Genomic DNA, 22,396 nt, shown 5'->3' with positions numbered 1-22,396 from the left:
CCCGCGAGCGGTCTTTAACCGACCGCCGCGGTCAGCGCCGGCACCACCTCGAACAGGTCACCCACCAGACCGTAGTCGGCCACCTGGAAGATCGGCGCTTCGGGGTCCTTGTTGATCGCCACGATCACCTTGGAGTCCTTCATGCCGGCCAGGTGCTGGATGGCACCCGAGATGCCGACCGCGATGTAGAGCTGCGGCGCGACGATCTTGCCGGTCTGGCCGACCTGGTAGTCGTTGGGCACGTAGCCCGCATCGACCGCCGCGCGGCTCGCGCCGAGCGCGGCGCCCAGCTTGTCGGCGAGCGGTTCGAGCAGCGTGGTGTAGTTCTCGCCGCTGCCCAGGCCGCGACCGCCGGAGACGATGATCTTGGCGGCGCCGAGTTCGGGACGCGCGCTCTTGGTGATCTCGCGCCCGACGAGGTTGGACTGGCCGGCATCCGCGCCGGTGGCGACTGCTTCGATCGCGGCACTACCGCCCTCGCCTGCTGCTTCGAACGCGGTGGTGCGCACGGTGATGACCTTGACCGCGTCGGCGCTCTTGACGGTGGCCAGCGCGTTGCCGGCGTAGATCGGGCGCACGAAGGTGTCGGCCGCTTCCACACCGACGATGTCGCTGATCTGCGCGACGTCGAGCAGCGCGGCCACGCGCGGCAGCGTGTTCTTGCCGGCGGAAGTCGACGGCGCGAGCACGTGGCTGTAGGCCGGCGCGAGCGTCTGCAGCAGCACGCTCACGTTCTCGGCGAGCTGGGCGTCCAGATGCGGGGCGTCGGCCACCAGCACCTTGGCGACGCCCGCCACCTTGGCAGCGGCTTCGGCCGCGCCGGCGCAGTTGCTGCCCGCGACGAGAACATGGATGTCACCGCCGATCTTGGCGGCGGCCGTCACCGTGTTGAGCGTGGCGGCCTTGAGGGTGTGGTTGTCGTGTTCGGCAAGGACAAGAATGGCCATCAGAGCACCTTCGCTTCGTTCTTCAGTTTGTCGACCAGCTGGGCCACATCGGCGACCCGCACCCCGGCGCTGCGCTTGGGCGGCTCGGTCACTTTCAGCGTGGCGAGACGCGGCGCGACATCGACGCCCAGATCGGCCGGCTTCACCGTGTCGAGCGGCTTCTTCTTCGCCTTCATGATGTTGGGCAGCGTCGCGTAGCGCGGCTCGTTCAGGCGCAGGTCGGTGGTCACCACCGCCGGCAGGCTGATCGCCACGGTCTCCAAACCGCCGTCGATTTCGCGCGTCACCGTCGCTTTGCCATCCGCCAGCGTGAGCTTGGAGGCGAAGGTCGCCTGCGGCCAGCCCTTGAGCGCCGCCAGCATCTGGCCGGTCTGGTTGGAATCGTCGTCGATCGCCTGCTTGCCGAGGATCACCAGCGTCGGCTCTTCCTTGTCGGCGAGCGCCTTCAGCAGCTTCGCCACAGCGAGCGGCTGCAGCTCCACATCGGTTTCCACCAGAATGCCGCGGTCCGCGCCGATCGCCATCGCCGCACGCAGCGTTTCCTGGCAGGCCGCCACGCCGCAGCTCACCGCGACCACCTCGGTCGCCACGCCCGCTTCCTTCAGACGCACCGCTTCTTCAACCGCGATCTCGTCGAACGGGTTCATGCTCATCTTCACATTGGCCAGATCGACACCGCTGCCGTCCGCCTTCACGCGGACTTTCACGTTGTAATCAACCACGCGCTTGACGGGGACAAGAATCTTCAATGCCGCGCTCCTTTGGATATTCGATGACGTCGGCCATCAGGGCCAACAAGGCATTATCTCACTGCCTCTTTCGATTGACACTGAAGCGCCGGAAAGCACTCCAGGGCGCTTCCCATACGGCTCAGTATGGTCTGGATACGGTAGCGTACGGACGAACAATCGTCAATACTACGGCGTATGGAAAATGTGCCGAATAAACCGAGAATCCAGCTGGACCGCGATGCCTGGATTCAGGCCGCAACCGAGGTGCTTGCCGAAGAAGGCGTCGCGGGTCTGCGCGTCGAAGTCCTCGCCAAGCGCCTGAAAGTCACGAAGGGCAGCTTCTACTGGCACTTTCAGGATCGCAGGGACCTCCTGCTCGCCGTGCTGCAGCAGTGGAAGGACGGCCGGATCCGCGACATCATCAAGCAGACCCACGCACGGCCCGGACACGAACTGGAACAGATTTACCACGTCATCGACGTCTATAGCGCCAACCGCAGCCGCCGCGGGATGCTGATCGAGCTTGCGGTGCGCGACTGGGCCCGCCGCGATACGGACGCCGCCGCCATCGTCGCCGAAGTCGATGACATCCGCCTGCGCTGTGCGCGGGATCTGTTCCTGGCCTGCGGCGTGCCGACGGAAGAGGCTTCGAGCCGCTGCATGCTGCTCTACGCCTACGTATTCGGCATTTCGCTGATGATCTACGAGAATTTCGACAGCGACATTGCGCGCCTGAAGCGCGACATCGCGGATCTCATCGCCGGATCGGCACAACCGGCCCCGGCATCAGCGGCCGAGACGCGCAGCGAGTCCCGGTAGCGCATTGCACGCATTGCGCGTGGTCGCGCGCATCACCTCGGCCACCGGCACATCGCGCAGCTCGGCAAGCAAGGCAGCGTAGCGGGCCAGGTTTTCCGGCGCGTTGCGCTGGCCCCGCGCCCACGCGGGCGGAATATCGGGAGCGTCGGTTTCCAGCACCAGGCAGTCCAGCGGCAGTTCCCGCGCAAGTTCGCGAATGCGTCGCGACCCCTCGAAGCTCATCGCACCGCCGAAACCCAGCTTGAAGCCGAGCGCGATGAACGCTTCCGCCTGCTGGCGGCTGCCGTTGAATGCGTGTGCGATCCCACCGCGGACGCGGAAGCGGCGCAACTGCTTGAGAATCGCGTCGACGGCCCGCCGCACGTGGAGAATCACCGGAAGATCGAGGTCGTGGGCCAGCGCCAGCTGCGCGGTGAAAAAGCGCTCCTGAAGCATTGGATCCAGGCCCGGCACGAAGAAATCGAGGCCGATTTCGCCGATCGCAACCGCGCCGCCCTCCTCCAGCGCGGCTGCCAGCCGCACCAGGTCGTCGTCCTCGGCCTTGTCCACATAGAGCGGATGGATGCCGAGCGCAAAGACCACGTCGGTGCGCTGCGCGGCGAGCTGCCGAATACGGCCGAAGCTGGACACATCGACCGCAGGCACAACGAAGCAACTCACCCCGGCATTGCGTGCCGCCTGCGCCACTTCCGCACGGTCTGCGTCGAACTCAGCAGCGTCGAGATGGATGTGGGTGTCGACCAGCCCGAATTCCGGCTCGGCTGGATCGACACCCGCGGGTGAGGCCACGCTCAGCGTCCCGACCACTCCGGCTTGCGCTTGGCGATGAAAGCATCGATGCCTTCGGCGGCGTCGTCCGCCATCATGTTGCACGCCATCGTTTCGCCGGCCAGCTGGTAGGCCGCTTCCATGCCCATCTCCAGCTGCTTGTAGAACATCTGCTTGCCCATCCGGATCGCGAGCGGCGATTTGGCGCAGATGGCCGCCGCCAGACGCGCGATCTCTTCATCGAGCTGTTCGAGCGGCACGACGCGATTCACCAGCCCGCGGCGCTGCGCCTCGGCGGCGTCGATGAAATCGCCCGTCACCAGCATCTCGAACGCTTCCTTGCGACCGAGATTGCGCGACAGACCGACGCTGGGTGTGGCACAGAACAAGCCCACATTGATGCCGGAAACGGCGAAGCGCGCGACATCGGCCGCCACCGCGAGGTCGCACATGGAAACAAGCTGGCACCCGGCCGCGGTGGCGATGCCGTGGATGCGGGCGATCACCGGCTGCGGCAGCTCGGTGAGCTTCAGCATGAACTTGCTGCACAACCGGAACAGGGCCTGCTGGAAAGCGAGGTTGTGGTTGGCCCGCATCTCTTTCAGGTCGTGACCGGCGCAGAAGGCTTTGCCTTCGCCCGCGAGCACGACGACGCGCACGGCAGGATCGAGCGCAATCGCATCGATCTCGGTGATCAGCGCGTTCAGCATCGCCTCGGACAAGGCGTTGAACTGGGCCGGGCGGTTGAGGGTAAGGGTGGTGACGCCTTCGCGGTCGCTGCGCACGACCAGCGGAGCATCGGCCGTATGGGGCAATGCGCTCATGTCTCCTCCTGGGATTGAGGGCCTCGCGCGGGCCCTGGTGCTGCGGGCCGGCGCGCCTCCTGGGGGCGCCGGCCGGAAACAGGAACCCGCCCGAGCGGGTTCCATGCACGCCATTACTCGATGGCGGACGAGGACTTCGCCTGCTCGCGCAGCACGAATTTCTGGATCTTGCCGGTCGAGGTCTTGGGCAGCGCGCCGAAGATCACCTTTTTCGGCGTCTTGAAGCCCGCCAGGTGCTCGCGGCAGTGGGCAATGATCTCCTCGGCGGTCACGGTCGCGCCATCCTTCAGTTCGACGAAGGCGCACGGCACCTCGCCCCACTTCTCGTCGGGCGCGGCCACCACCGCGGCGGCCATCACCGCAGGGTGCTTGTACAGCGCGTCTTCGACCTCGATCGACGAGATGTTCTCGCCGCCGGAGATGATGACGTCCTTCGAACGGTCCTTGATCTTGACGTAGCCGTCCGGCTGCATCACCGCCAGGTCGCCGGTGTGATACCAGCCGCCACGGAAGGACTCCTCGGTGGCCTTCTCGTTCTTCAGGTAGCCCTTCATGACCAGGTTGCCGCGGAACATGATCTCGCCCATGGTCTCGTTGTCCCAGGGCACGGGTTCCATCGTGGTCGGATCCAGCACCGTGATGCCTTCCTGGGCGTGATAGCGCACACCCTGGCGACCGTTCTTGGCAACCTGCTCGGCCAGCGGCAGATCGCGCCATTCGTCGTGCTTGGCGCACACCGAGGCCGGACCGTAGGTTTCGGTCAGCCCATAGACGTGGGTGATGTCGATGCCGATCTTGGCCATGCCCTCGATCACCGCGGCCGGCGGCGGCGCCGCCGCGACCAGGCCCGAGACCTTGTGATTGATGCCCTTGCGCCACTCTTCGGGCGCATTGGCGAGCATGGAATGCACGATGGGCGCGCCGCAGTAGTGGGTGACGCCGTGCTCACGCATCGCGTCGAAGATCAGCCGCGGGTCGACACGGCGCAGGCAGACGTTGACGCCGGCATTGGCCGCCATGGTCCAGGCGAAGCACCAGCCGTTGCAATGGAACATCGGCAGCGTCCACAGATACACCGAGTGCGGCGGCATGCCCCACGACACGATGTTGGACATCGCGTTGAGGTAGGCGCCGCGATGGTGATAGACCACGCCCTTGGGGTTGCCGGTGGTGCCGGAGGTGTAGTTGAGCGAAATCGCGTCCCACTCGTCTCCCGGCTGCTCGTACTCGAATTCGGGATTGCCGGTTTCCAGCAGGGCCTCGTAGTCGAGCTTGCCGACGCGTTCGCCCGGACCGGTGTATTCGGGATCATCCACGTCGATCACGATCATGTCCGGGCGATTCGCCAGCTCGATCGCCTTGCCGACCATGCGCGAATACTCGCGGTCGGTGATCAGCACCTTGGCTTCGCCGTGGTTGAGGATGAAGGCCACGCCTTCCGCGTCGAGCCGGGTGTTGACGGTGTTCAGCACGGCGCCGCACGCAGGCACGCCGAAATGGCACTCGAACATTTCCGGCGTGTTGTTCAGGATCACCGCGACCGTGTCGTTCTTGCCCACGCCCAGTTGCTTCAGCGCCGACGCGAGACGGCGCGACCGCGTGTAGCTTTCCAGCCAGGTGTAGCGACGCTTGCCGTGGATCACGGCGACGCGGTCGGGGTAGATGTAGGCGCTGCGCTCGATGAACGTGAGCGGGGTCAGCGGTACATAGTTGGCGGCGTTTTTCTCCAGCCCCACGTCGTAGGGCGTCTGCTTCCTCTCGGTCATATCGACTCCGCTGTTATGCGTTTTATAAGATCTTGGGGTCGCCGCGTCTCACTGCCCGCAGCGCCCTCCGGTATTCAAACCTTGCCGCTCGTCATGGTCAAGCGCCCCGAGCCAGCGGCCAATGTCATCGACGAGTTGCTGGGTTGCGGCCCGGTGCGCACGTGCGCCCCCCGCCGCGTCCGCGCTCGGCGCCGGAACGGAAATCTGGAACGCGCGGCTCGCCAGGACCGCGCCCCCGCGCGCCGGCAGCCGGCTTGCCCGCACGCCCAGCGTCACCGTGCTGGCGGACGCGGAGTCGAAGTCCTGCACGAATTCGTCCAGTTCCACCCTCAGGCGGCAACTGCCGCCAGCCGTGCCGGCGCCCTTCAGGCCGCGCTCCAGGGCCTGTGCAAGCATCTCGCGCGGCGGCGCGATCCAGCGGCTGTCGGCAAAGCTGCGCCGTTGCTGCGGTTCCACCCAGGCCAGGCGGTACTGCATCTGCGCGCTTTCCAGCCACGAAGGGGCGCGCACCTCCACCACCGCGGGCACGGCGCCCGGTGGCAGGGCGCGCGCCTCGATCGCCCCCAGCTCGAAGCTGGCGACACTGCGCGGCGGCTTGCCGATCGAGCCACAGCCGGTCACCAGCGCCACAGCCAGCAGCACCCCTGGAATGAGGCGGCGGCGTCGACGCGCTCCGTCCATCACCCTGCCCTCAACGCCCATCAAAGCCCTCCTCGCCCGGCCCAGGCTCACGTTCTCCGCGCCCGGTCAGCAGCACCTGGGGCGCCCGCTCGACTTCGTCGATCAAGCCGCTGAGCCGGCGCGAGGTGTGCGCAAGTTCGCGCAGCAGCAGATTGACCTCGGGCAAGGTGCTGCCGGTGAGGTCACCGCCGGCCGTCGCGGCCGTCTGCTCCAGCCTTTCGCTGACGTCGCCCAGGCGGCGCAACAGCGTGCGGGCCTCCGCCACCGTCGGCGCCGCTTCGGCCGTGGTGCGCTCCAGATTGGCCAGCGCCGCCGACAGGCGCGCCACGTTCTGCGGGCTGAACGTGTTTCTCACGGCTTCCAGCGTGGCCGGCGCATGCGCGAGCGTGCGATCGAGCCCCGCGCTTGCCGCCTCCAGATTCGCCAGCGAACGCTTGATGCGCGCGATGTTCTCGTCATCCACCACGAGCGCGACACGATCGGCCACTGTCTTGAACCGTTCCGCCGCGGCCAGCGCGCGATCGGTGATCTGCTCCATCACGCCCGGCTCCAGGCGAATGCGCGGCGGCGAGCCGTCTTCGCCGACCAGCGGCGTCGGGTCCGTGCCGCGCTCGTCGAGCTGGACGAAGGCCAACCCGGTCAGGCCCTGGGTCGCGAGCATCGCCCGCGTGCCGCGCGTCACCGGCAGCCCCTCACGAATCCGGATTCGCACCAGGATCAGCCGCGGATTCTGCGGATCGAGCCCGATATGGGCGACATTGCCGGCGAGCATGCCGCGGTAGCGCACGCGGCCATGCACGTTGAGCCCGTTGACCGTACCCTCGGAAACCAGCACGTACTCGCGCATCGGCTCGCGCCCGTCGGAAAACCACCACAAGGCCAGCAGCAGGGCGCCGCCCATCAGCAGCGCGAACAGGCCGGCGGCGAGTGCATGCGCCCTATTCTCCATGCCGGCTCCCGCCCGGACGGCGCGGGCCGCCGTGGAAGAATCGCTGGACGAAGGGATGCGGCACCTTGATGGTCTCCTCGAGCGGTGCGTAGCTGACAATGCGCCGGTCGGCGAGCACGGCGATCCGCGTCGCGAGCGCCGCCAGGGTATCGAGATCGTGCGTCACCAGCACCACGGTGAGCCCGAGCTGGCGATGCAGCGCGCGGACCAGTTCTACGAAAGCGGCGCTGCGGTCGGGATCGAGCCCCGCGGTGGGTTCATCGAGCAGCAGCAATTCGGGTTCCAGGGCAAGTGCGCGGGCCAGCGCCGCGCGCTTGATCATGCCACCGGACAACTCGGCAGGCATCAGCCGCGCGTGCGCCGGCTCCATTTCCACCATCTCCAGCTTCAGCGCAACCAGGCTGCGGATCTCGTCCGATGTCGCGATCCCCAGCTCCTTCAGCGGAAAGGCGATGTTCTCGCCCACGCTCAGCGCCGAAAACAGGGCGCCATGCTGGAAAAGGACGCCGAAACGGCGCCGGCGTTCGATCTGCTCGCGCACGCTGCCGGACAGGACCGGCTCGCCGAACAGACGGACCTCGCCCGCTTGTGGCCGTGTCAGGCCGATCAGGTGATGCAGCAGCGTGGTCTTGCCGCTGCCCGAGCCGCCCACCAGCGCGACGATCTGTCCCGCTTCGATCGCGAGATCGACCCCGTCATGGACGAGGTTGTCGCCGAAGCGCGTGGTCACGCCATCCAGCGCGACCACCGGCGCCGCCGCGTTCAACCCGGCACCCCGATACGGCGGGTGGCAATCGCGAACAACGCATCGACCAGGATGACCACCGTGATCGCCGTGACGACGGACGCCGTGGTATTGGCCGACAGGCTTTCCGTGTTCGGCTTTACCCGCAGCCCGAAGTGGCAGGCCACCAGCGAGATCAGCAAGCCGAACACGAGGCCCTTGGTCAGGCCGACGAAGACGTTCGCCAGCGGCACCACGCGCGGCAAAGTCTCGAGGAAGAAGCCGAAGCTCATGCCGAGTTCCATCCAGGCCGACACCATGCCGCCGAACAGCGCCACCGCGGAGGTCCACAGCACCAGCAGCGGCATCGCCAGCGTCAACGCCAGCACCTTGGGCAATACCAGCCGCAGCGAGGCGGAGATGCCCATCGCGGCGAGCGCGTCGATTTCTTCCGTAACCCGCATCACACCAAGCTGGGCGGTCATCGCCGAGCCCGACCGGCCCGCCACGAGGACGGACACCAGCACCGGGCCGAGTTCGCGGATGATGCCGAGGCCGAGGATGTTGACGATGAAGATGTCGGCGCCAAAGGCGCGCAATTGCAGCGCCGACAGATAGGACAGCACCACGCCGATCAGGAAGCCGACCAGCGCGGTGACCGGCATGGCGCGCACCGCCACCTTGTAGAGATTGGCGGAAATCTCCAGCACTGGCCATTCGCGCCGATGCCGCAGCAGATGGACGACATCGAGCACGAGCTGGCCGAGCAGCACCGTCAGGTCGGCCAGATGGCGACGGAAACCCACCAGCCCCGCGCCGAGCAGGGTGATCGCTTCGGTGGTGGTGAAAGGCCGCGGCGGCGCAGGCGGATGCTCGGCGGCCGCGGCAACACGCGCAACGACCTCGCGCAGGGCGGCGGAGATCTCGATCGTCGCCGGCCAGTTGCGGCCCCATGCCTGCCACAACAGGGCAGCGCCAAAGCTGTCCAGGCGCAGCACGCCGGCGCAGGACCACGCGGCATCCGCCGGCACCGCCGCAAGCGCCGCCCGCACGCCGGCAATGTGCGGCGACAGGGCGCGCAGGGTCCAGTCGCCGGACAGTTCGCACACGCCTTCGGCGTGGCGCACCTGCGGCATGACGGCCTCCGCGCTCACCGGCTCACCCCGGGGTCGCCGATCGACAGCCTTCCCGAGGAAGGGCGGGCGCCCCCGTCGAGCGGCCGGGCGGCGGCGCTCATGGCCTCAGGCCGGTTGGCTGCGCCCACTGGGCGAGCGCACGAAAAGACCGCGCCCGACCGACAGCCACTGGCGCTGCTCTTCATCGAGCGCCGCGGCGGTCAAGGGCAGCTTCTGCAGCCAGCCCGGCGCCGTATTGACGGAAAACCCGCGCCCCTCGCGCGCCAACGTGATCGGCGGCACCCCGCGAGCATCACGCGCGCGGTGCAACACGGCGGCAAGCCGCAGACAGGCGATCAGCAGCCAGTCCGAGCTGCCCGGGTCGATGGCCGCAACGCGCTCCAGCTTGCCGCGGTGGGCCAGCACGATGCGCGACAGCCGCCCCTGGTCCATGCGCGAAAAACCCGGCATGTCGGCATTGGCGAGAATGTAGGCGGAATGCTTGTGATAGCTGGAATGCGCGATCGAGATGCCGACCTCGTGCAGCATCGCCGCCCAGCGCAGGAAGCGGCGGTCGGGATGTTCGGGCGCGGCGGCCGCCGGCTCCAGCTGTGCCAGGAAGGCGCACGCGGTGTCGGCCACCTGTTCGGCCTGGCGCACGTCGATGCCGTAGCGCTGCACGAATCCCGCCACCGTGGCATCGCGCAGGTCGTGATGGTGGTAGCGTCCGAGCAGGTCGTACAGCACGCCAAGACGCAGCGCGCCTTCCGAGAACACCATGCGCTCCAGGCCGAACTCCTTGAACACCGCGCTCATGATTGCAAGCCCCCCGAGCAGCACCGGGATGCGGTCGCCCTTCAGGCCGGGAAGATCCACCGCATTGATGTTGCCGGCGCGCAGCAGGATCGTCTTCAGCTTCTCCAGCCCGTTGCGGGTGATGCCGCCGTCCGAGAGGCCGTTCTGCTCCAGGATTTCCGCGAGCGCCTTCGCCGAGCCGCTGGAACCCACCGCCTCTTCCCAGCCGGCTTCGCGGTAGGCATGGGCGATGGCCTGGAGTTCGCGCCGCGCCGCCAGCTCGGCATCCTTCATGCCCTTCTTGTCGACGCGGCCGTCCGGGAAGTAGTTCAGGCTGTAGCCGACGCAGCCCATGTAGAGCGATTCGAGCAGCAGCGGCTGGAAGCTCTTGCCGATGATGAACTCGGTGGAGCCGCCGCCGATGTCCACCACCAGTTGCTGGCGGTGCGGATTGGGCAACGTGTGCGCGACGCCGACGTAGATCAGGCGCGCTTCCTCGCGGCCCGCGATCACCTCGATCGGAAAACCGAGCGCGGCTTCGGCGCGGATCAGGAATTCCGGCGCGTTCTTGGCCACCCGCAGCGTGTTGGTCGCCACGGCCCGCACGGAGTCGAGCGGAAAGCCGCCAAGGCGTTCGTGGAAGCGTTGCAGCGCGGCGACGCCCCGCTGCTGGGCGGCGAGGTCCAGCCATTTTTCGGGGGACAGGCCCGCGGCCAGCCGCACCGGCTCCTTCAGCCCGTCCAGCGGGTAGATCTGGTCGTTGACGATCCGACCGACCTGCAAACGGAAGCTGTTGGAACCGAGGTCAATCGCGGCGATCAGTTCTTTCATCATGACAACGGGAGGGCCTTGCGACGCTGCGAAAGGCCCCGATTCTAGCATCGCCGCCCGGCCCCGCCCGCCCTGGCGGCCGTCATGTAAACGCAATGGAAATGTCACATAATCAGCGCCGGTCACTCTGCGCCGGACAGCACATGTACAAGCCCAACAACACCAGACGCTTCCCCACCGACCATTTCATCAATCGCGAACTTTCGCTGCTCGAATTCCAGCGTCGGGTACTCGCCCAGGCGGCCGACGAAACCGTACCGCTGCTCGAACGCCTGCGCTTCCTGTGCATCGTCTCCAGCAACCTCGACGAGTTCTTCGAGATCCGCGTGTCCGGCGTCAAGGAACAGATCCGCCTCGCCACCCACGGGGCCGGCAACGACGGCCTGTCGCCCACCGAGCTGCTGGCGCGCATCAGCACCGAGGTGCACAAGCTGATCGCCCAGCAGTACGCGCTGCTCAACGACGAAATCCTGCCGGCACTTCACGCCGAAGGCGTGGTGTTCCTGCGCCGCAGCGTGTGGACCGAAGCCCAGCGCGCCTGGATCGCGCGCTACTTCCACGACGAAGTGATGCCGGTGCTGACGCCGATCGGGCTCGATCCGGCGCACCCGTTTCCGCGCGTGCTCAACAAGAGCCTCAACTTTGCCGTGGAGCTGGAAGGCCGCGATGCCTTCGGGCGCGACTCGGGCGCCGCCATCGTGCAGGCGCCGCGCGCGCTGCCGCGGGTGATCCGGCTGCCGCGCGAGGTGTGCGACGCGGAGTACAGCTTCGTGTTCCTGTCCTCCATCCTGCACGCCCACGTGGGCGAACTCTTCAGCGGCATGAACGTGCTCGGCTGCTACCAGTTCCGCGTCACGCGCAATTCCGACCTGTTCGTCGACGAGGAAGAGGTGAAGGACCTGCGTGCGACGTTGAAGGGCGAACTGCAGCAGCGCCATTACGGCGATGCGGTGCGGCTGGAGGTGGCCGACAACTGCTCGGAGGACATGGCGGACTTCCTGCTGCAGCATTTCCGGCTCGAACGTGCCGACCTCTATCGCACGCCCGGCATCGTCAACCTGGTGCGGCTGATGCAGGTGCCGGACTGGGTCGAGCGCCCCGACCTCAAATACCCGCCGTTCCAGCCCGGTCTGCCGAAGGCACTCGACAAGCGGCGCGAAATCTTCGCGGCGATCCGCAGCCAGGACATCCTGCTCCACCACCCCTTCCAGAGTTTCGGCCCGGTGATCGACCTGCTGCGCGCCGCTGCCGACGACACCGAGGTGGTGGCCATCAAGATGACCGTCTATCGCACCGGAACCGATTCCGTGCTGATGGAACACCTGGTGCGTGCCGCGCAGAAGGGCAAGGAAGTGACGGTGGTGCTCGAGCTGATGGCGCGCTTCGACGAGGAGGCGAACATCTCGTGGGCGAACCGGCTGGAAGAGGTCGGCGTGCACGTGGTCTATGGCGTGTTCGGCTACAAGACGCACGCCAAGCTGCTGATGCTGGTGCGGCGCGAGGATGGCGGCCTGCGCCGCTACGTCCATCTGGGCACCGGCAACTACCACCCGCGCACGACGCGCTTCTACACCGACTTCGGCCTGCTCACCTGCAACGAAGCCATCGGCGAGGACGTTGCCGAAGTGTTCAAGCAGCTCACCGGCCTCGGCACCGCGTCAGCGCTGCGCCACCTGTGGCAGGCACCGTTCAGCCTGCAGCCCAAGGTGGTGGAGGCCATCCAGCGCGAGGCCGAGATCGCGCGCAACGGCGGCAAGGCCCGCATCATCGCGAAGATGAATGCATTGCTGGAACCCGAAACGATCGAAGCCCTGTACACCGCGTCCCAGGCCGGCGTGGAAGTCGATCTCATCATCCGCGGGCCGTGCGCGCTGCGCCCGGGCGTGCCGGGGCTGTCGGACAACATCCGCGTGCGCTCGGTGATCGGCCGCTTCCTGGAACACCACCGCATCTTCCACTTCCATGCCGACGGCGAGGAAGTGATCTACCTGTCGAGCGCCGACTGGATGGACCGCAATTTCTTCCGCCGCATCGAGATCGCCTTCCCGGTGCTCGACCCGCGTCTGAAGCGGCGGGTGATGAAAGAAGGCCTGCGCCCCTATCTCGGCGACAACTGCCAAGCGTGGGACATGCTGTCCGACGGGAGCTACCGGCGCAAAACCCCGCGCGGCACGCGCCGCGCCGCGCAGCTCATCCTGCTCGCCGAACTCGGCAACGCCGGCTGATACACCGCGGGCGCCGCAGCAGCGGCGCCCGCAGCTTCATTTTCGCTGGGCGTCGATCACGCCCGGCACCTCGCGGATGAGCGTGATCGCGCGCTGCAACTGCGTCACCCCGCCCACCTCCATCGTGAAACGCATGAAGGCGGTGCCCTTCTTCGTGAGCGTGTTGACTGCGGTAACGTTGAGCTTTTCGCGCGACAGCACCTCGGAGATATCGCGCAGCAAACCCTGGCGATCGTTGGCCTGGACCGCGATATCGACCGGGTAGACCGCCTGCGCGTTGTTGTAGGCCTGATCGCCCCACTCCGCCGAGATGACCCGCTCCGGGTGGCGTCGGGCCAGCAGCTGGAAATCGTGGCAATCCACGCGGTGAATGGAAATGCCGCGACCGCGCGTGACGAAGCCTTCGATTGCATCGGGCGGCGCCGGCTTGCAGCAGCGCGACAGCGAAGTCAGCAGCTTGCCGACGCCGACGATCAGGATCTTGTCGGAGTTGTCGCCGGAGCGGCTGCGGCCGACGACGATCTCGGGTTCGGCCGGCGCATCGACCACCGCGTCCGCCTCGCGCAAGGCCATCTGCACTGCGCGCGGACCGATTTCGCCGCGGCCCGCGGCCAGATAGAGCGCATCGGCCGACTTGAAGCCGAGCCGTTCGGCCAGGCCTTCGATATTCGCCTGGCCATGCCCGTCGCGCTGCATCTCGCGCGTGATCGAGGTGCGCCCGCGCGCCAGCAGTTCTTCCTCTTCGAGCTGGCTGAAGTACTGCTTGATCTTGGTCCGCGCACGCGAGGTCGCGACATAGCCCTGGCGCGAATCCAGCCAGTCGCGCGAGGGGCCGCCCTCCTTCGCCGCGGTGATCTCCACCGTCTGCCCGCTTTGCAGCGGGGTGTTGAGCGGCACCAGATGACCGTCGACCTTGGCGCCGCGGCAGCGGTGGCCGAGATCGGTATGCACCCGGTAGGCGAAATCCACCGGCGTCGCGCCCTGCGGCAGATCCACCACACGCCCCTGGGGCGTCAGCACGTACAGCGTGTCGTCCAGCGACGCGCGCTTGAACTGCTCCACCCAGCGGGCCGAATCGGCCACCTCGTCGCGCCACGACAGCAGGTTGCGCAGCAGCGCGATCTTGTCGTCGTAGTCGCCCCCGTGGCCGCTGCCCTCCTTGTAGCGCCAGTGCGCCGCCACCCCCAGCTCGGCGTGGCGGTGCATGTCGTGGGTGCGGATCTGCACCTCGAGCGCTCGGCCGTCACCCGCCAGGACCGCGGTGTGCAGCGACTGGTAGTTGTTGCCCTTGGGCTTGGTGATGTAGTCGTCGAATTCCTTGTTGATCGGCTGCCAGATCTGGTGCACAAGCCCGAGCACCGTGTAGCAGTCCTTCACCTCGTCCACCAGCACCCGCAGCGCGCGGATGTCGTACACCTGGGAGAAGTCGAGGCGCTTGGCGCGCATCTTGTTGTAGATGCTGTAGATGTGCTTGGGCCGCCCCTGGATCTCGGCCTTGATGCCCACCGCCGCGATTTCGCTGCGCAGCCGTTCGATCGCGTTGCGGATGAATTCCTCGCGCTCCACCCGACGCTCGTCGAGCATCTTGGCGATGCGCTTGTAGGTGTCCGGCTCCAGAAAGCGGAAGGAGAGGTCTTCCAGCTCCCACTTGAGCTGCCACACCCCCAGCCGATTCGCCAGCGGCGCGTAGATATCCAGGCTTTCGCGCGCGATGTCCTGCCGGTTCTCGGACTTGGTATCGGCGTAGTAGCGCAGCGTCTGGGTGCGCGAGGCGAGACGGATCAACACCACCCGGATGTCCTCCACCATCGCCAGCAGCATCTTGCGCAGCACTTCGGTCTGCGCGCGGATTTCAGGTGCGGAGGCGGTGGCGGTCATGCGGGTGACGACGCGCAGGCCGTTCAGCTTGCGCAAGCCTTCGACCAGGCGCGCGACGCTGCCGCCGAAGCGCTCTTCGATCAGCGTCGGTGCATCGTCCAGATATTCGTTGGCTGAAAACAACAGTGCGGCGATCCGCGTATCGGCGTCCAGCCTGAGCGACGCGGCGATCAGCGCGGTGCCCATGGCATGGGTCCAGACCGATTCGCCGGTGCCGAGGACGTGGCCCTCGTAGATGTCGGCGGCAAGGTCGAGCGCCTTCTGGATCAGCGCTTTTTCGTTGGCGCACAGACCGGCGGAAAGCAGTTCGACCGGCGGAACGGCGGCGTCCTGGGAGATCGCGTGGGAGACGGAAACCATGGCGCGGATTATCCCATATCGCCCAACGCGAGGTGCTAAGATCACGCGCCGAAGTCACCTCGCCGCCCGCATTCCAGCAGCATCCCCGCCTCGCACACGGCCCACCGAAATGCAAGAAACACCGCAAGCCCAACAGGCAGACCCGCGCCCTCGCAAGCGCACGCGCCTCGTGCGCCTCGTCGTACTCGGTGTGCTGGTCGCGCTCGTCATCGTCGGCGGCGTCCTGGTCGCGGACGAACTGCGGACCTCGCGGCTGCAGGCGCGCTGGCTGGCCGAGCTGGCCGCCGAGATCGGCTTCACCGTCGAACCCGGCCGCGCCGAGCTGCTGCCGGCGCCGCCCTCCGGCCCGTACGACACCCGTTTCGGCTACAACCAGATGCCGGCTTTCGTCGACCGCCTGGTCGAGCGCGGCTACACCGTCACCAGCCAGGCCCGGCCCTCGCCCCGGCTGGTGGAATTGACCGAGCTGGGCCTGTTTCCGATCTACCACGAGAAGAACCAGGGCGGATTGCGCCTGAACGACTGCACGGGCGAGGCGCTCGCCACCGCGCGCTACCCCGAGCGCACCTACGAACGCTTCGACGATGTGCCGCCGCTGCTGGTGCAGGCGCTGCTGTTCATCGAAAACCGAGAACTCCTCGATCCCAGCGAGCCGCGCCGCAACCCGGCGGTGGACTGGAACCGCTTCGCCAAGGCCGCATTCGACCAGGTCGCCAGCCTCGTTCGCGAAGACCACGACACCCCGGGCGGCTCCACGCTCGCAACGCAGATCGAGAAGTACCGCCACTCGCCCGAGGGGCGCACCACCTCGCGCACCGACAAGCTGCGCCAGATGGGCAGCGCGTCGGTGCGCGCCTATCTGGATGGCGAGGAAAACCTGCCGGCGCGGCAAAGGATCGCGCTCGACTATCTCAACACCGTGCCGCTCTCGGCCAAGCCGGGCTTCGGCGAGGTCAACGGCATCGGCGACGGCCTGTGGGCCTGGTACGGGCGCGACTTCGGCGAGGTGAACGCGCTGCTCGGCAAGGGCGGCGAACCGGCCGAGGGCGATGACGGGGAACTGCTGCTGCGCCGCGCACTGGCCTTCAAGCAGGCGCTGTCGCTGATGATTGCGCAGCGGCGCCCGACCTATTACCTGGCCGGCGCCGCGCAGGGTCTGACCCAGCTCACCGACGCCCACCTGCGGCTGCTGGCCGAAGCGGGCATCATCCAGCCGGCGCTGCGCGACGCCGCGCTGGCCATGCCGCTGAAACTGCGCGAGGAGCCCGCCACCGCCCCGCCGCCGAGCTTCGTCACCCGCAAGGCGGTCAACGCGCTGCGCAACCATCTCGCCGGCCAGCTCGGCGTGCCGCGTTTCTACGACCTCGACCGGCTCGACCTCACCGCCACCGGCACCTTGCACGGCGAAACCCAGCGCGCCGTCAGCACGCTGCTGCGCGACATCTACGATCCGGCGCGCGCGCGCGAAGCCGGCCTGTTCGGCCACCGCATGTTCGCCGAAGGCCAGGATCCATCGCGGGTGATGTTCAGCTTCACGCTGTACGAACGCGGCGAGCAGGCCAACTACCTGCGCATCCAGACCGACAACTACGATCAGCCCTTCGACATCAACGAAGGCGCCAAGCTCGATCTCGGCTCCACCGCCAAGCTGCGCACCCTCGTCACCTACCTGGAAATCGTCGCGGCGCTGCACGAGCGCTACGCCGCGCTCGAACCCGCGGCAGTGCGCGAGGTGGGCCGCAAGGCCAACGACAATCTCACCCGCTGGGCGGCGGATTACCTCGCCACCGCCGGCGACCGCTCGCTGCGCCCCATGCTGGAGGCCGCGATGGACCGCCGCTATTCGGCGAGCCCGCAGGAACAGTTCTTCACCGGCGGCGGCGTCCACACTTTCGAGAACTTCAGCCGCGACGATGACAAGAAGGTCCTCGACGTGCGCGAGGCCTTCCGCAACTCGGTCAATCTGGTGTTCATCCGCATGATGCGCGACATCGTGCGTTACCACGTCGCCAACAACCCCGCGGCCTCCGGGCTCTTCGACGACCCCGCCGATCCGCGCCGGCGCGAATACCTGTCGCGCTTCGCCGACCGCGAGGGCCGCACCTTCCTGGGTGGATTCTTCCGCAAGCACCAGGGCAAGCAGGGCGATGAAAGCGTGGAGCAACTGCTCGAAGGCACCCGCATGACGCCCAAGCGGCTCGCCGTGGTGCTGCGTTCGGTGCGCCCGAACGCGGACTATGCCGAGTTCGCCGAAGCGATGAAGCGCCACCTCGCCGCCCGCGAAGACCTGTCCGACAGCGTCCTGCGCGACCTCTACGAGCGCTTCGCGATCGAACGCTACTCGCTGCCCGACCGCGGCTACCTTGCCGGCGTGCATCCGCTCGAACTGTGGCTCGTCGGCTTCCTGCACGACCACCCGGGGGCCACGCTGGGACAAGTGCTGGAGGCCAGCCGCGACCAGCGCATCGACGTCTACAACTGGCTGTTCCGCACGCGCCACAAGAACGCTCAGGACGTGCGCATCCGCAGCCTGCTCGAAGTCGAAGCCTTCATCGAGATCGCGCAATCCTGGCGCCGGCTGGGCTACCCGTTCGAAACCCTGACGCCGTCCTACGCCACCTCGATCGGCAGTTCGGCCGACCGCCCCGCGGCACTTGCCGAACTGGTCGGCATCCTGGTCAACGAAGGCCGCCGCAAACCCATCGTCCGTATCGAGTCGCTCGACCTCGCGGTCGGCACGCCGTACGAAACCCATGTCGAGCGCGGGCCGGGCGCAGGCGACGAGCAGGTGCTGCCGCCGGAGCTGACCGCCGTGGTGCGAAACGCGATGATCGACGTCGCCGAGAACGGTACCGCGCGCCGCTTGAAGGGTGCCTTCGTCGGCGCGGACGGCAAGCCGCTGGTGGTCGGCGGCAAGACCGGCACCGGCGACCACCGCTACGAGGTCTTCGGCCGCGGCGGCGCTCTGGTGTCGTCACGCGTGGTCACGCGCTCGGCCACGCTGGTCTTCCTGATCGGCGACCGCTTCTTCGGCACCCTCACGGCCTACGCGGCGGAGCCCTACGCCGAGAGCTACCAGTTCACCAGCTCGCTCGCGGTGCAGCTCGCCCGCACGCTGGCGCCCACCCTGCAGCCACTGCTGTCGGGCGGCACCGGGCCGGCCGCCACCGGCTGCCCGATCCCCGCTGCGGCGCCCTGAGCGGCCGTATCAGGGCATTGCCGGATGCCGCCACGGCGGCATCGCATGCCATCATCGTCCTTCCCTCGGCAACCGTTCCTCCCCGATGACGCGCCTTTCCGCCCGGCTGTCCGCCCATCCCTACGTCCTGCTGACGCTCACCGCCCTGTTCTGGGCGGGCAACATGGTGATGGGCCGCGGCATCCGCGCCGACGTGCCGCCGATCGCGCTCGCGTTCTGGCGGTGGACGATCGCGCTGGCGCTGGTGCTGCCCTTTGCCCTGCCCCACCTGCGCAGCCAGTGGCCCGCGCTGCGCCAGGCCTGGCGTCCGGTGCTGGCGCTCGGCGTGCTCGGCGTGGGCTGCTACAACACCTTCGCCTACCTCGCGCTGCAGCACACCACGGCCACCAACGCCACCCTGCTCAACTCCTTCATCCCGATCGCGACCATCGCGCTTGCCTTCGTCCTGCTCGGCAAGCGCCTGTCCAGCCTGGAAGCGGCGGGCGTGCTGGTCTCGCTCGCCGGCGTCGTCACCATCGTCAGCCACGGCAGCCTCGACACCCTGCTCGGCCTGTCGCTCAACACCGGCGACCTGTGGATGCTCGGCGCCGTGCTGACCTGGGGCATCTACACGGTGGGCCTGCAGTGGCGGCCGCAAGGCGTCGATCCGATGCTGATGCTGGCGGCCTTTACCGTGGTCGGGCTGGCGATGCTGGTGCCGCTGTATGCGTGGGAGCTTTCCGGCGGGCGCCATATCAACCCGTCGGTCGCCGGCATCGGCGGCATCCTGTATACCGGCATCTTCCCCGGCTTCCTGGGCTACATCTTCTACAACGCGGGGGTCGCGGCGGTCGGGCCCAGCCGCTCCTCGCTGTTCATCCACCTGATGCCGGTGTTCGGCACCCTGCTCGCGGCGCTCTTCCTCGGCGAGCGGCCTTACTGGTATCACTTTGTCGGCATCGGCCTGGTGTTTGCCGGCATTGTGCTGACCACGCGCAAGGCGGCGCGCTGACCATGCTGGAGAAGCTGGGCCGCTGGCTGACCGAGCGCTTCGGCAGGACGCCGCCCGAGGTCGCGGAAGCCGATTGGCAGCAGGCCGAAGCGGGCCTGCCCTTCCTCGCCTATCTGGACGACGCCGACCGCCTGCGGCTACGCGAACTGGCGCGGCGGTTTCTGGCCGAAAAGCAGTTCCACGGCGCCCACGGCCTGCAACTGACGGACCACATGCTGCTGACGATCTCGCTGCAAGCCTGCCTGCCGGTGCTCAATATCGGCCTCTCGGCGTATCGCGGCTGGGTGGGCGTGGTGGTTTACCCCGGCGATTTCGTCATTCCGCGCCAGGAGGTGGATGAGGCCGGCGTGGTGCACGAGTACGACGACGAAGTGCTGGGAGAAGCCTGGTCCGGCGGTCCGGTGCTGCTGTCGTGGTTCGACGAGGGCGCGCCGGAGGGCGTCAACGTGGTCATCCACGAGTTCGCGCACAAGCTCGACATGGAAAACGGCGGCGTGGACGGACTTCCGGTGCTGCCGCCGTCGATGTCGCGCAGTGCCTGGGCACAGGTCTTCGGCGAGGCCTACGAGCGCTTCTGCGACCAGGTCGACCATGGCATCGACGGCCTGCTCGACCCTTACGCGGCCGAGCATCCGGCGGAATTCTTCGCCGTGGCGGCGGAAGCCTTCTTCGAGATGCCGCTCGACCTGCGCGACGAATTCCCCGCGGTGTACGACCAGCTCGCCCGCTATTTCCGGCTGGACCCGGCGCACCGCGCCTCAAGCCTGCTGCTCACCCCGGACCCCACCTCCTTCCCGCCCCCCTGAAGGCGTCGCGCCACGCGCGGCAACGCACCTTCGGCGTATGACCCGCAGCGGCAGGCCGTCGCCTTGCACCCTGCGCAAACGCCTTCCGCAAAGCGGCAACGGTCGTCGTTGGCGTTTGATAAGCCCTTGTCTAAGCTGAAAGAACTGTCACCACTGGGGTGGCAGCCTCTTCTTGCGTCGGAGGGTGTGTTATGTCTATTACCTGGATTCTGGTGGCCAACGCCAGCCTGGCGAAGCTGTACGCGAACTTCGGTCCCAACAAGGGACTCAAGCTGGTCAAGGAGTTGATCCACCCGGAAAGCAGGCAGAAGAACTCGGAACTCGTCACCGACCGCTCGGGCGCGATGGCCGGCGTCGCCGGCATCGGCTCGATGCAACCCCAGACCTTGCCGAAGCAGCATGAGGCGCAGGTCTTTGCCCAGGAGATCGCGCAGGAGCTTTACCGCGGCCGCGCCAGCAACGCCTTCAAGCGCGCCATCATCGTGGCGCCGCCGGCCTTCATGGGCATGTTGAACAACGTGCTCGACGGCCCGACCTCACAACTCGTGACCGACCGCTTCGAGAAGGACTACACGAAGACGCCCGAACCCGAACTGGCCGCGAGGTTGTCCGACCGGATCTACCTCTAGACACCGATTCTTGGAGCGTCTCCCTCGGGGAGACGAAAGGGCCGTCCCGGGCGGCCCTGACCCACGCGGGGCGCTTGGCGCCCCGCTTCTTTTGTGCGTCGCGCCCGGTTAATCCGCGCGTGCCAGCAGCGCGACGACCTGCGCCGCGATGCCTTCGCCGCGCCCGGTGAAGCCGAGCTTTTCGGTGGTCTTGCCCTTGATGTTGATCGCCGCCGCATCCATGCCGAGGTCGGCCGCGATGTTGGCGACCATCGCCGGCGCGTGCGGCAGGATGCGGGGCGCCCGGCAGATCAGCGTCGCGTCCACATTCACCGCTTCCCAGCCGGCCGCCTTCACCCGCGCGTAGGCCTCGCGCAGCAGCACCCGGCTGTCCGCGCCGGCATGCGCCGGATCGGTATCGGGAAAGAGCCGCCCGATGTCGCCCAGTCCGGCGGCACCGAGCAGCGCGTCGGTCAGCGCATGCAGCAGCACGTCGGCGTCCGAATGGCCGAGCAGCCCGGCGGAGAACGGAATATCGACCCCCCCGACGATCAGCGCCCGGCCCGGCACCAGCGCGTGTACGTCAAAGCCCTGGCCGACGCGGAACGGACATTTCATTGCTGCACTCCAGTACGGTTGTTGAGAATCCACTCGGCCAGGTGGAGGTCGAGCGGATAGGTCACCTTCAGGTTGGTCGCGTCACCCTGCACCAGCCGTGGCCGCAGGCCGGCCGCTTCGATCGCGCTTGCCTCGTCGGTAACGTCGGTAGCGCTTTCCAGCGCGCGGCGCAGCATCACGTAGCGGAACATCTGCGGCGTCTGCGCCTGCCACAGGCTGTCGCGCGGCACCGTCGCCGCCACATGGCGGTGGCCGTCGGCGCGCTTCAGCGTGTCGGCCACCGGCACCGCAAGCAGTCCGCCGACCTCGTCGCCGGCGAGTTCGCGCACCAGCTTGTCGATATGCCAGGGCGCGAGGCAAGGCCGCGCCGCGTCATGCACCAGTACCCAGTCGCTCTGCACCGCCTCGCCGGCGATCGCGCGCAGGCCGGCCAGAACCGAATCCGCGCGCGTCGGACCGCCGCAGAACAGCGGCACCAGCTTGGGCCCCAGCGCGCGCCAGTCGTGGCGGCCCCACTCGGCATCGCCGACCGACAGCACGACGAACACCTTGTCGATCTCAGGCGCGGCGCACAGCACCGACAGCGTGTGATGGATGAGGGGCTTGCCGAGCAGCGGCAGGTACTGCTTGGGACGCTCGCTGCCCATGCGGCTGCCGCTGCCGGCGGCGGGCACGATGGCGAAATGGCGGGGATGGAAATTCTGCATGGCGCGGATTCTAACCGCGCCAGCCGCCGCGCCCGCAGCCGGTTTCCGCTTCCA

19 protein-coding genes are annotated in these 22,396 nt (G+C 67.6%); 6 read left to right on the top strand and 13 right to left on the bottom strand.

Annotation, left to right across the window (positions count from 1 at the left end):
* Nucleotides 1–14: 14 nt before the first annotated feature.
* Nucleotides 15–947 (bottom strand): electron transfer flavoprotein subunit alpha/FixB family protein, encoded by a 933-nt coding sequence (locus dqs_RS09085; protein WP_065340260.1) that lies wholly within the window; start codon nucleotides 945–947, stop codon nucleotides 15–17.
* Nucleotides 947–1,696, bottom strand: coding sequence for an electron transfer flavoprotein subunit beta/FixA family protein (locus tag dqs_RS09080; protein ID WP_011765655.1), 750 nt, complete (start codon nucleotides 1,694–1,696; stop codon nucleotides 947–949). Before dqs_RS09080 ends, dqs_RS09085 begins: the two co-directional genes overlap by 1 nt.
* 177 nt (nucleotides 1,697–1,873) lie before the next feature.
* Here dqs_RS09080 and dqs_RS09075 point away from each other — a divergent pair, with 177 nt between their 5' ends.
* Entirely contained in the window at nucleotides 1,874–2,497 is a 624-nt protein-coding gene (locus dqs_RS09075; RefSeq protein ID WP_065340259.1) for a TetR/AcrR family transcriptional regulator, read from the top strand.
* Here the strand turns inward: dqs_RS09075 and dqs_RS09070 are convergent.
* The 8 genes from dqs_RS09070 to ppx all read right to left on the bottom strand — a co-directional run bounded on the left by dqs_RS09070 (nucleotide 2,465) and on the right by ppx (nucleotide 10,953).
* Complete coding sequence (locus tag dqs_RS09070; protein ID WP_084018768.1) at nucleotides 2,465–3,286, bottom strand: TatD family hydrolase; 822 nt, start codon at nucleotides 3,284–3,286, stop codon at nucleotides 2,465–2,467. The two genes, dqs_RS09075 and dqs_RS09070, sit on opposite strands and share 33 nt — an antisense overlap.
* 2 nt (nucleotides 3,287–3,288) lie before the next feature.
* Nucleotides 3,289–4,089: an enoyl-CoA hydratase gene (locus dqs_RS09065; protein ID WP_065340258.1), complete on the bottom strand. Its 801-nt coding sequence runs from the start codon at nucleotides 4,087–4,089 to the stop codon at nucleotides 3,289–3,291.
* Nucleotides 4,090–4,202: 113 nt separating this feature from the next.
* Nucleotides 4,203–5,855 (bottom strand): acyl-CoA synthetase, encoded by a 1,653-nt coding sequence (locus dqs_RS09060; RefSeq protein WP_011765428.1) that lies wholly within the window; start codon nucleotides 5,853–5,855, stop codon nucleotides 4,203–4,205.
* 48 nt (nucleotides 5,856–5,903) lie between these two features.
* A complete protein-coding gene (locus dqs_RS09055) occupies nucleotides 5,904–6,536 on the bottom strand; it encodes an ABC-type transport auxiliary lipoprotein family protein (RefSeq protein WP_169823511.1) in 633 nt (210 codons plus the stop codon).
* A gap of 10 nt (nucleotides 6,537–6,546) precedes the next feature.
* Entirely contained in the window at nucleotides 6,547–7,485 is a 939-nt protein-coding gene (locus dqs_RS09050) for an MlaD family protein (RefSeq protein ID WP_065340257.1), read from the bottom strand.
* Nucleotides 7,475–8,233, bottom strand: a complete 759-nt coding sequence (locus tag dqs_RS09045) for an ABC transporter ATP-binding protein (protein WP_236778744.1) — start codon at nucleotides 8,231–8,233, stop codon at nucleotides 7,475–7,477. The genes dqs_RS09050 and dqs_RS09045 overlap by 11 nt, the downstream gene beginning before the upstream one ends.
* Nucleotides 8,234–8,247: 14 nt before the next feature.
* The gene (locus dqs_RS09040) at nucleotides 8,248–9,345 is read right to left on the bottom strand and encodes an MlaE family ABC transporter permease (RefSeq protein ID WP_065340256.1); all 1,098 of its coding nucleotides are present in this window, start codon (nucleotides 9,343–9,345) and stop codon (nucleotides 8,248–8,250) included.
* A gap of 105 nt (nucleotides 9,346–9,450) precedes the next feature.
* Nucleotides 9,451–10,953 (bottom strand): exopolyphosphatase, encoded by a 1,503-nt coding sequence (gene ppx, locus dqs_RS09035; protein ID WP_041642474.1) that lies wholly within the window; start codon nucleotides 10,951–10,953, stop codon nucleotides 9,451–9,453.
* Between the two features lie 140 nt (nucleotides 10,954–11,093).
* On the opposite strand from ppx, the gene ppk1 reads away from it, so the two are divergent.
* Nucleotides 11,094–13,175 (top strand): polyphosphate kinase 1, encoded by a 2,082-nt coding sequence (gene ppk1 / locus dqs_RS09030; protein WP_065340255.1) that lies wholly within the window; start codon nucleotides 11,094–11,096, stop codon nucleotides 13,173–13,175.
* A gap of 36 nt (nucleotides 13,176–13,211) precedes the next feature.
* Here the strand turns inward: ppk1 and dqs_RS09025 are convergent, their stop codons facing one another.
* A complete protein-coding gene (locus dqs_RS09025) occupies nucleotides 13,212–15,413 on the bottom strand; it encodes a RelA/SpoT family protein (protein WP_011765421.1) in 2,202 nt (733 codons plus the stop codon).
* A gap of 169 nt (nucleotides 15,414–15,582) precedes the next feature.
* Here dqs_RS09025 and dqs_RS09020 point away from each other — a divergent pair, with 169 nt between their 5' ends.
* From dqs_RS09020 to dqs_RS09005, 4 genes are all read left to right on the top strand, one after another.
* On the top strand, nucleotides 15,583–18,612 hold the full coding sequence (locus dqs_RS09020; protein ID WP_236778743.1) for a transglycosylase domain-containing protein: 3,030 nt from the start codon (nucleotides 15,583–15,585) through the stop codon (nucleotides 18,610–18,612).
* Between the two features lie 85 nt (nucleotides 18,613–18,697).
* Entirely contained in the window at nucleotides 18,698–19,603 is a 906-nt protein-coding gene (locus dqs_RS09015) for a DMT family transporter (RefSeq protein WP_011765419.1), read from the top strand.
* A gap of 2 nt (nucleotides 19,604–19,605) precedes the next feature.
* Nucleotides 19,606–20,409 (top strand): M90 family metallopeptidase, encoded by an 804-nt coding sequence (locus tag dqs_RS09010; RefSeq protein ID WP_065340253.1) that lies wholly within the window; start codon nucleotides 19,606–19,608, stop codon nucleotides 20,407–20,409.
* A gap of 191 nt (nucleotides 20,410–20,600) precedes the next feature.
* Nucleotides 20,601–21,038, top strand: a complete 438-nt coding sequence (locus dqs_RS09005) for a host attachment protein (RefSeq protein ID WP_011765417.1) — start codon at nucleotides 20,601–20,603, stop codon at nucleotides 21,036–21,038.
* Between the two features lie 108 nt (nucleotides 21,039–21,146).
* On the opposite strand, the gene ispF is transcribed toward dqs_RS09005, so the two are convergent.
* Both ispF and ispD read right to left on the bottom strand, forming a co-directional pair.
* Entirely contained in the window at nucleotides 21,147–21,635 is a 489-nt protein-coding gene (gene ispF / locus dqs_RS09000; RefSeq protein WP_065340252.1) for a 2-C-methyl-D-erythritol 2,4-cyclodiphosphate synthase, read from the bottom strand.
* Complete coding sequence (gene ispD / locus dqs_RS08995) at nucleotides 21,632–22,342, bottom strand: 2-C-methyl-D-erythritol 4-phosphate cytidylyltransferase (RefSeq protein WP_179948022.1); 711 nt, start codon at nucleotides 22,340–22,342, stop codon at nucleotides 21,632–21,634. Before ispD ends, ispF begins: the two co-directional genes overlap by 4 nt.
* Between the last annotated feature and the right edge of the window lie 54 nt (nucleotides 22,343–22,396).

Source organism: Azoarcus olearius (assembly GCF_001682385.1).
Lineage (GTDB): Bacteria > Pseudomonadota > Gammaproteobacteria > Burkholderiales > Rhodocyclaceae > Azoarcus > Azoarcus olearius.
Note: the sequence above shows the minus strand (reverse complement) of the source record. Positions and strands in the feature narration are given on the sequence as shown.

What these genes read in the sequence shown, in the direction of transcription:
- ispF (WP_065340252.1), bottom strand. Translation starts at nt 21,635, where the DNA reads ATGAAATGTCCGTTCCGCGTCGGCCAGGGCTTTGACGTACACGCGCTG.
- dqs_RS09015 (WP_011765419.1), top strand. Translation starts at nt 18,698, where the DNA reads ATGACGCGCCTTTCCGCCCGGCTGTCCGCCCATCCCTACGTCCTGCTG.
- dqs_RS09010 (WP_065340253.1), top strand. Translation starts at nt 19,606, where the DNA reads ATGCTGGAGAAGCTGGGCCGCTGGCTGACCGAGCGCTTCGGCAGGACG.
- dqs_RS09040 (WP_065340256.1), bottom strand. Translation starts at nt 9,345, where the DNA reads ATGCCGCAGGTGCGCCACGCCGAAGGCGTGTGCGAACTGTCCGGCGAC.
- dqs_RS09085 (WP_065340260.1), bottom strand. Translation starts at nt 947, where the DNA reads ATGGCCATTCTTGTCCTTGCCGAACACGACAACCACACCCTCAAGGCC.
- dqs_RS09005 (WP_011765417.1), top strand. Translation starts at nt 20,601, where the DNA reads ATGTCTATTACCTGGATTCTGGTGGCCAACGCCAGCCTGGCGAAGCTG.
- ispD (WP_179948022.1), bottom strand. Translation starts at nt 22,342, where the DNA reads ATGCAGAATTTCCATCCCCGCCATTTCGCCATCGTGCCCGCCGCCGGC.
- dqs_RS09050 (WP_065340257.1), bottom strand. Translation starts at nt 7,485, where the DNA reads ATGGAGAATAGGGCGCATGCACTCGCCGCCGGCCTGTTCGCGCTGCTG.
- dqs_RS09065 (WP_065340258.1), bottom strand. Translation starts at nt 4,089, where the DNA reads ATGAGCGCATTGCCCCATACGGCCGATGCTCCGCTGGTCGTGCGCAGC.
- ppx (WP_041642474.1), bottom strand. Translation starts at nt 10,953, where the DNA reads ATGATGAAAGAACTGATCGCCGCGATTGACCTCGGTTCCAACAGCTTC.
- dqs_RS09060 (WP_011765428.1), bottom strand. Translation starts at nt 5,855, where the DNA reads ATGACCGAGAGGAAGCAGACGCCCTACGACGTGGGGCTGGAGAAAAAC.
- dqs_RS09055 (WP_169823511.1), bottom strand. Translation starts at nt 6,536, where the DNA reads ATGGACGGAGCGCGTCGACGCCGCCGCCTCATTCCAGGGGTGCTGCTG.
- dqs_RS09025 (WP_011765421.1), bottom strand. Translation starts at nt 15,413, where the DNA reads ATGGTTTCCGTCTCCCACGCGATCTCCCAGGACGCCGCCGTTCCGCCG.
- ppk1 (WP_065340255.1), top strand. Translation starts at nt 11,094, where the DNA reads ATGTACAAGCCCAACAACACCAGACGCTTCCCCACCGACCATTTCATC.
- dqs_RS09075 (WP_065340259.1), top strand. Translation starts at nt 1,874, where the DNA reads ATGGAAAATGTGCCGAATAAACCGAGAATCCAGCTGGACCGCGATGCC.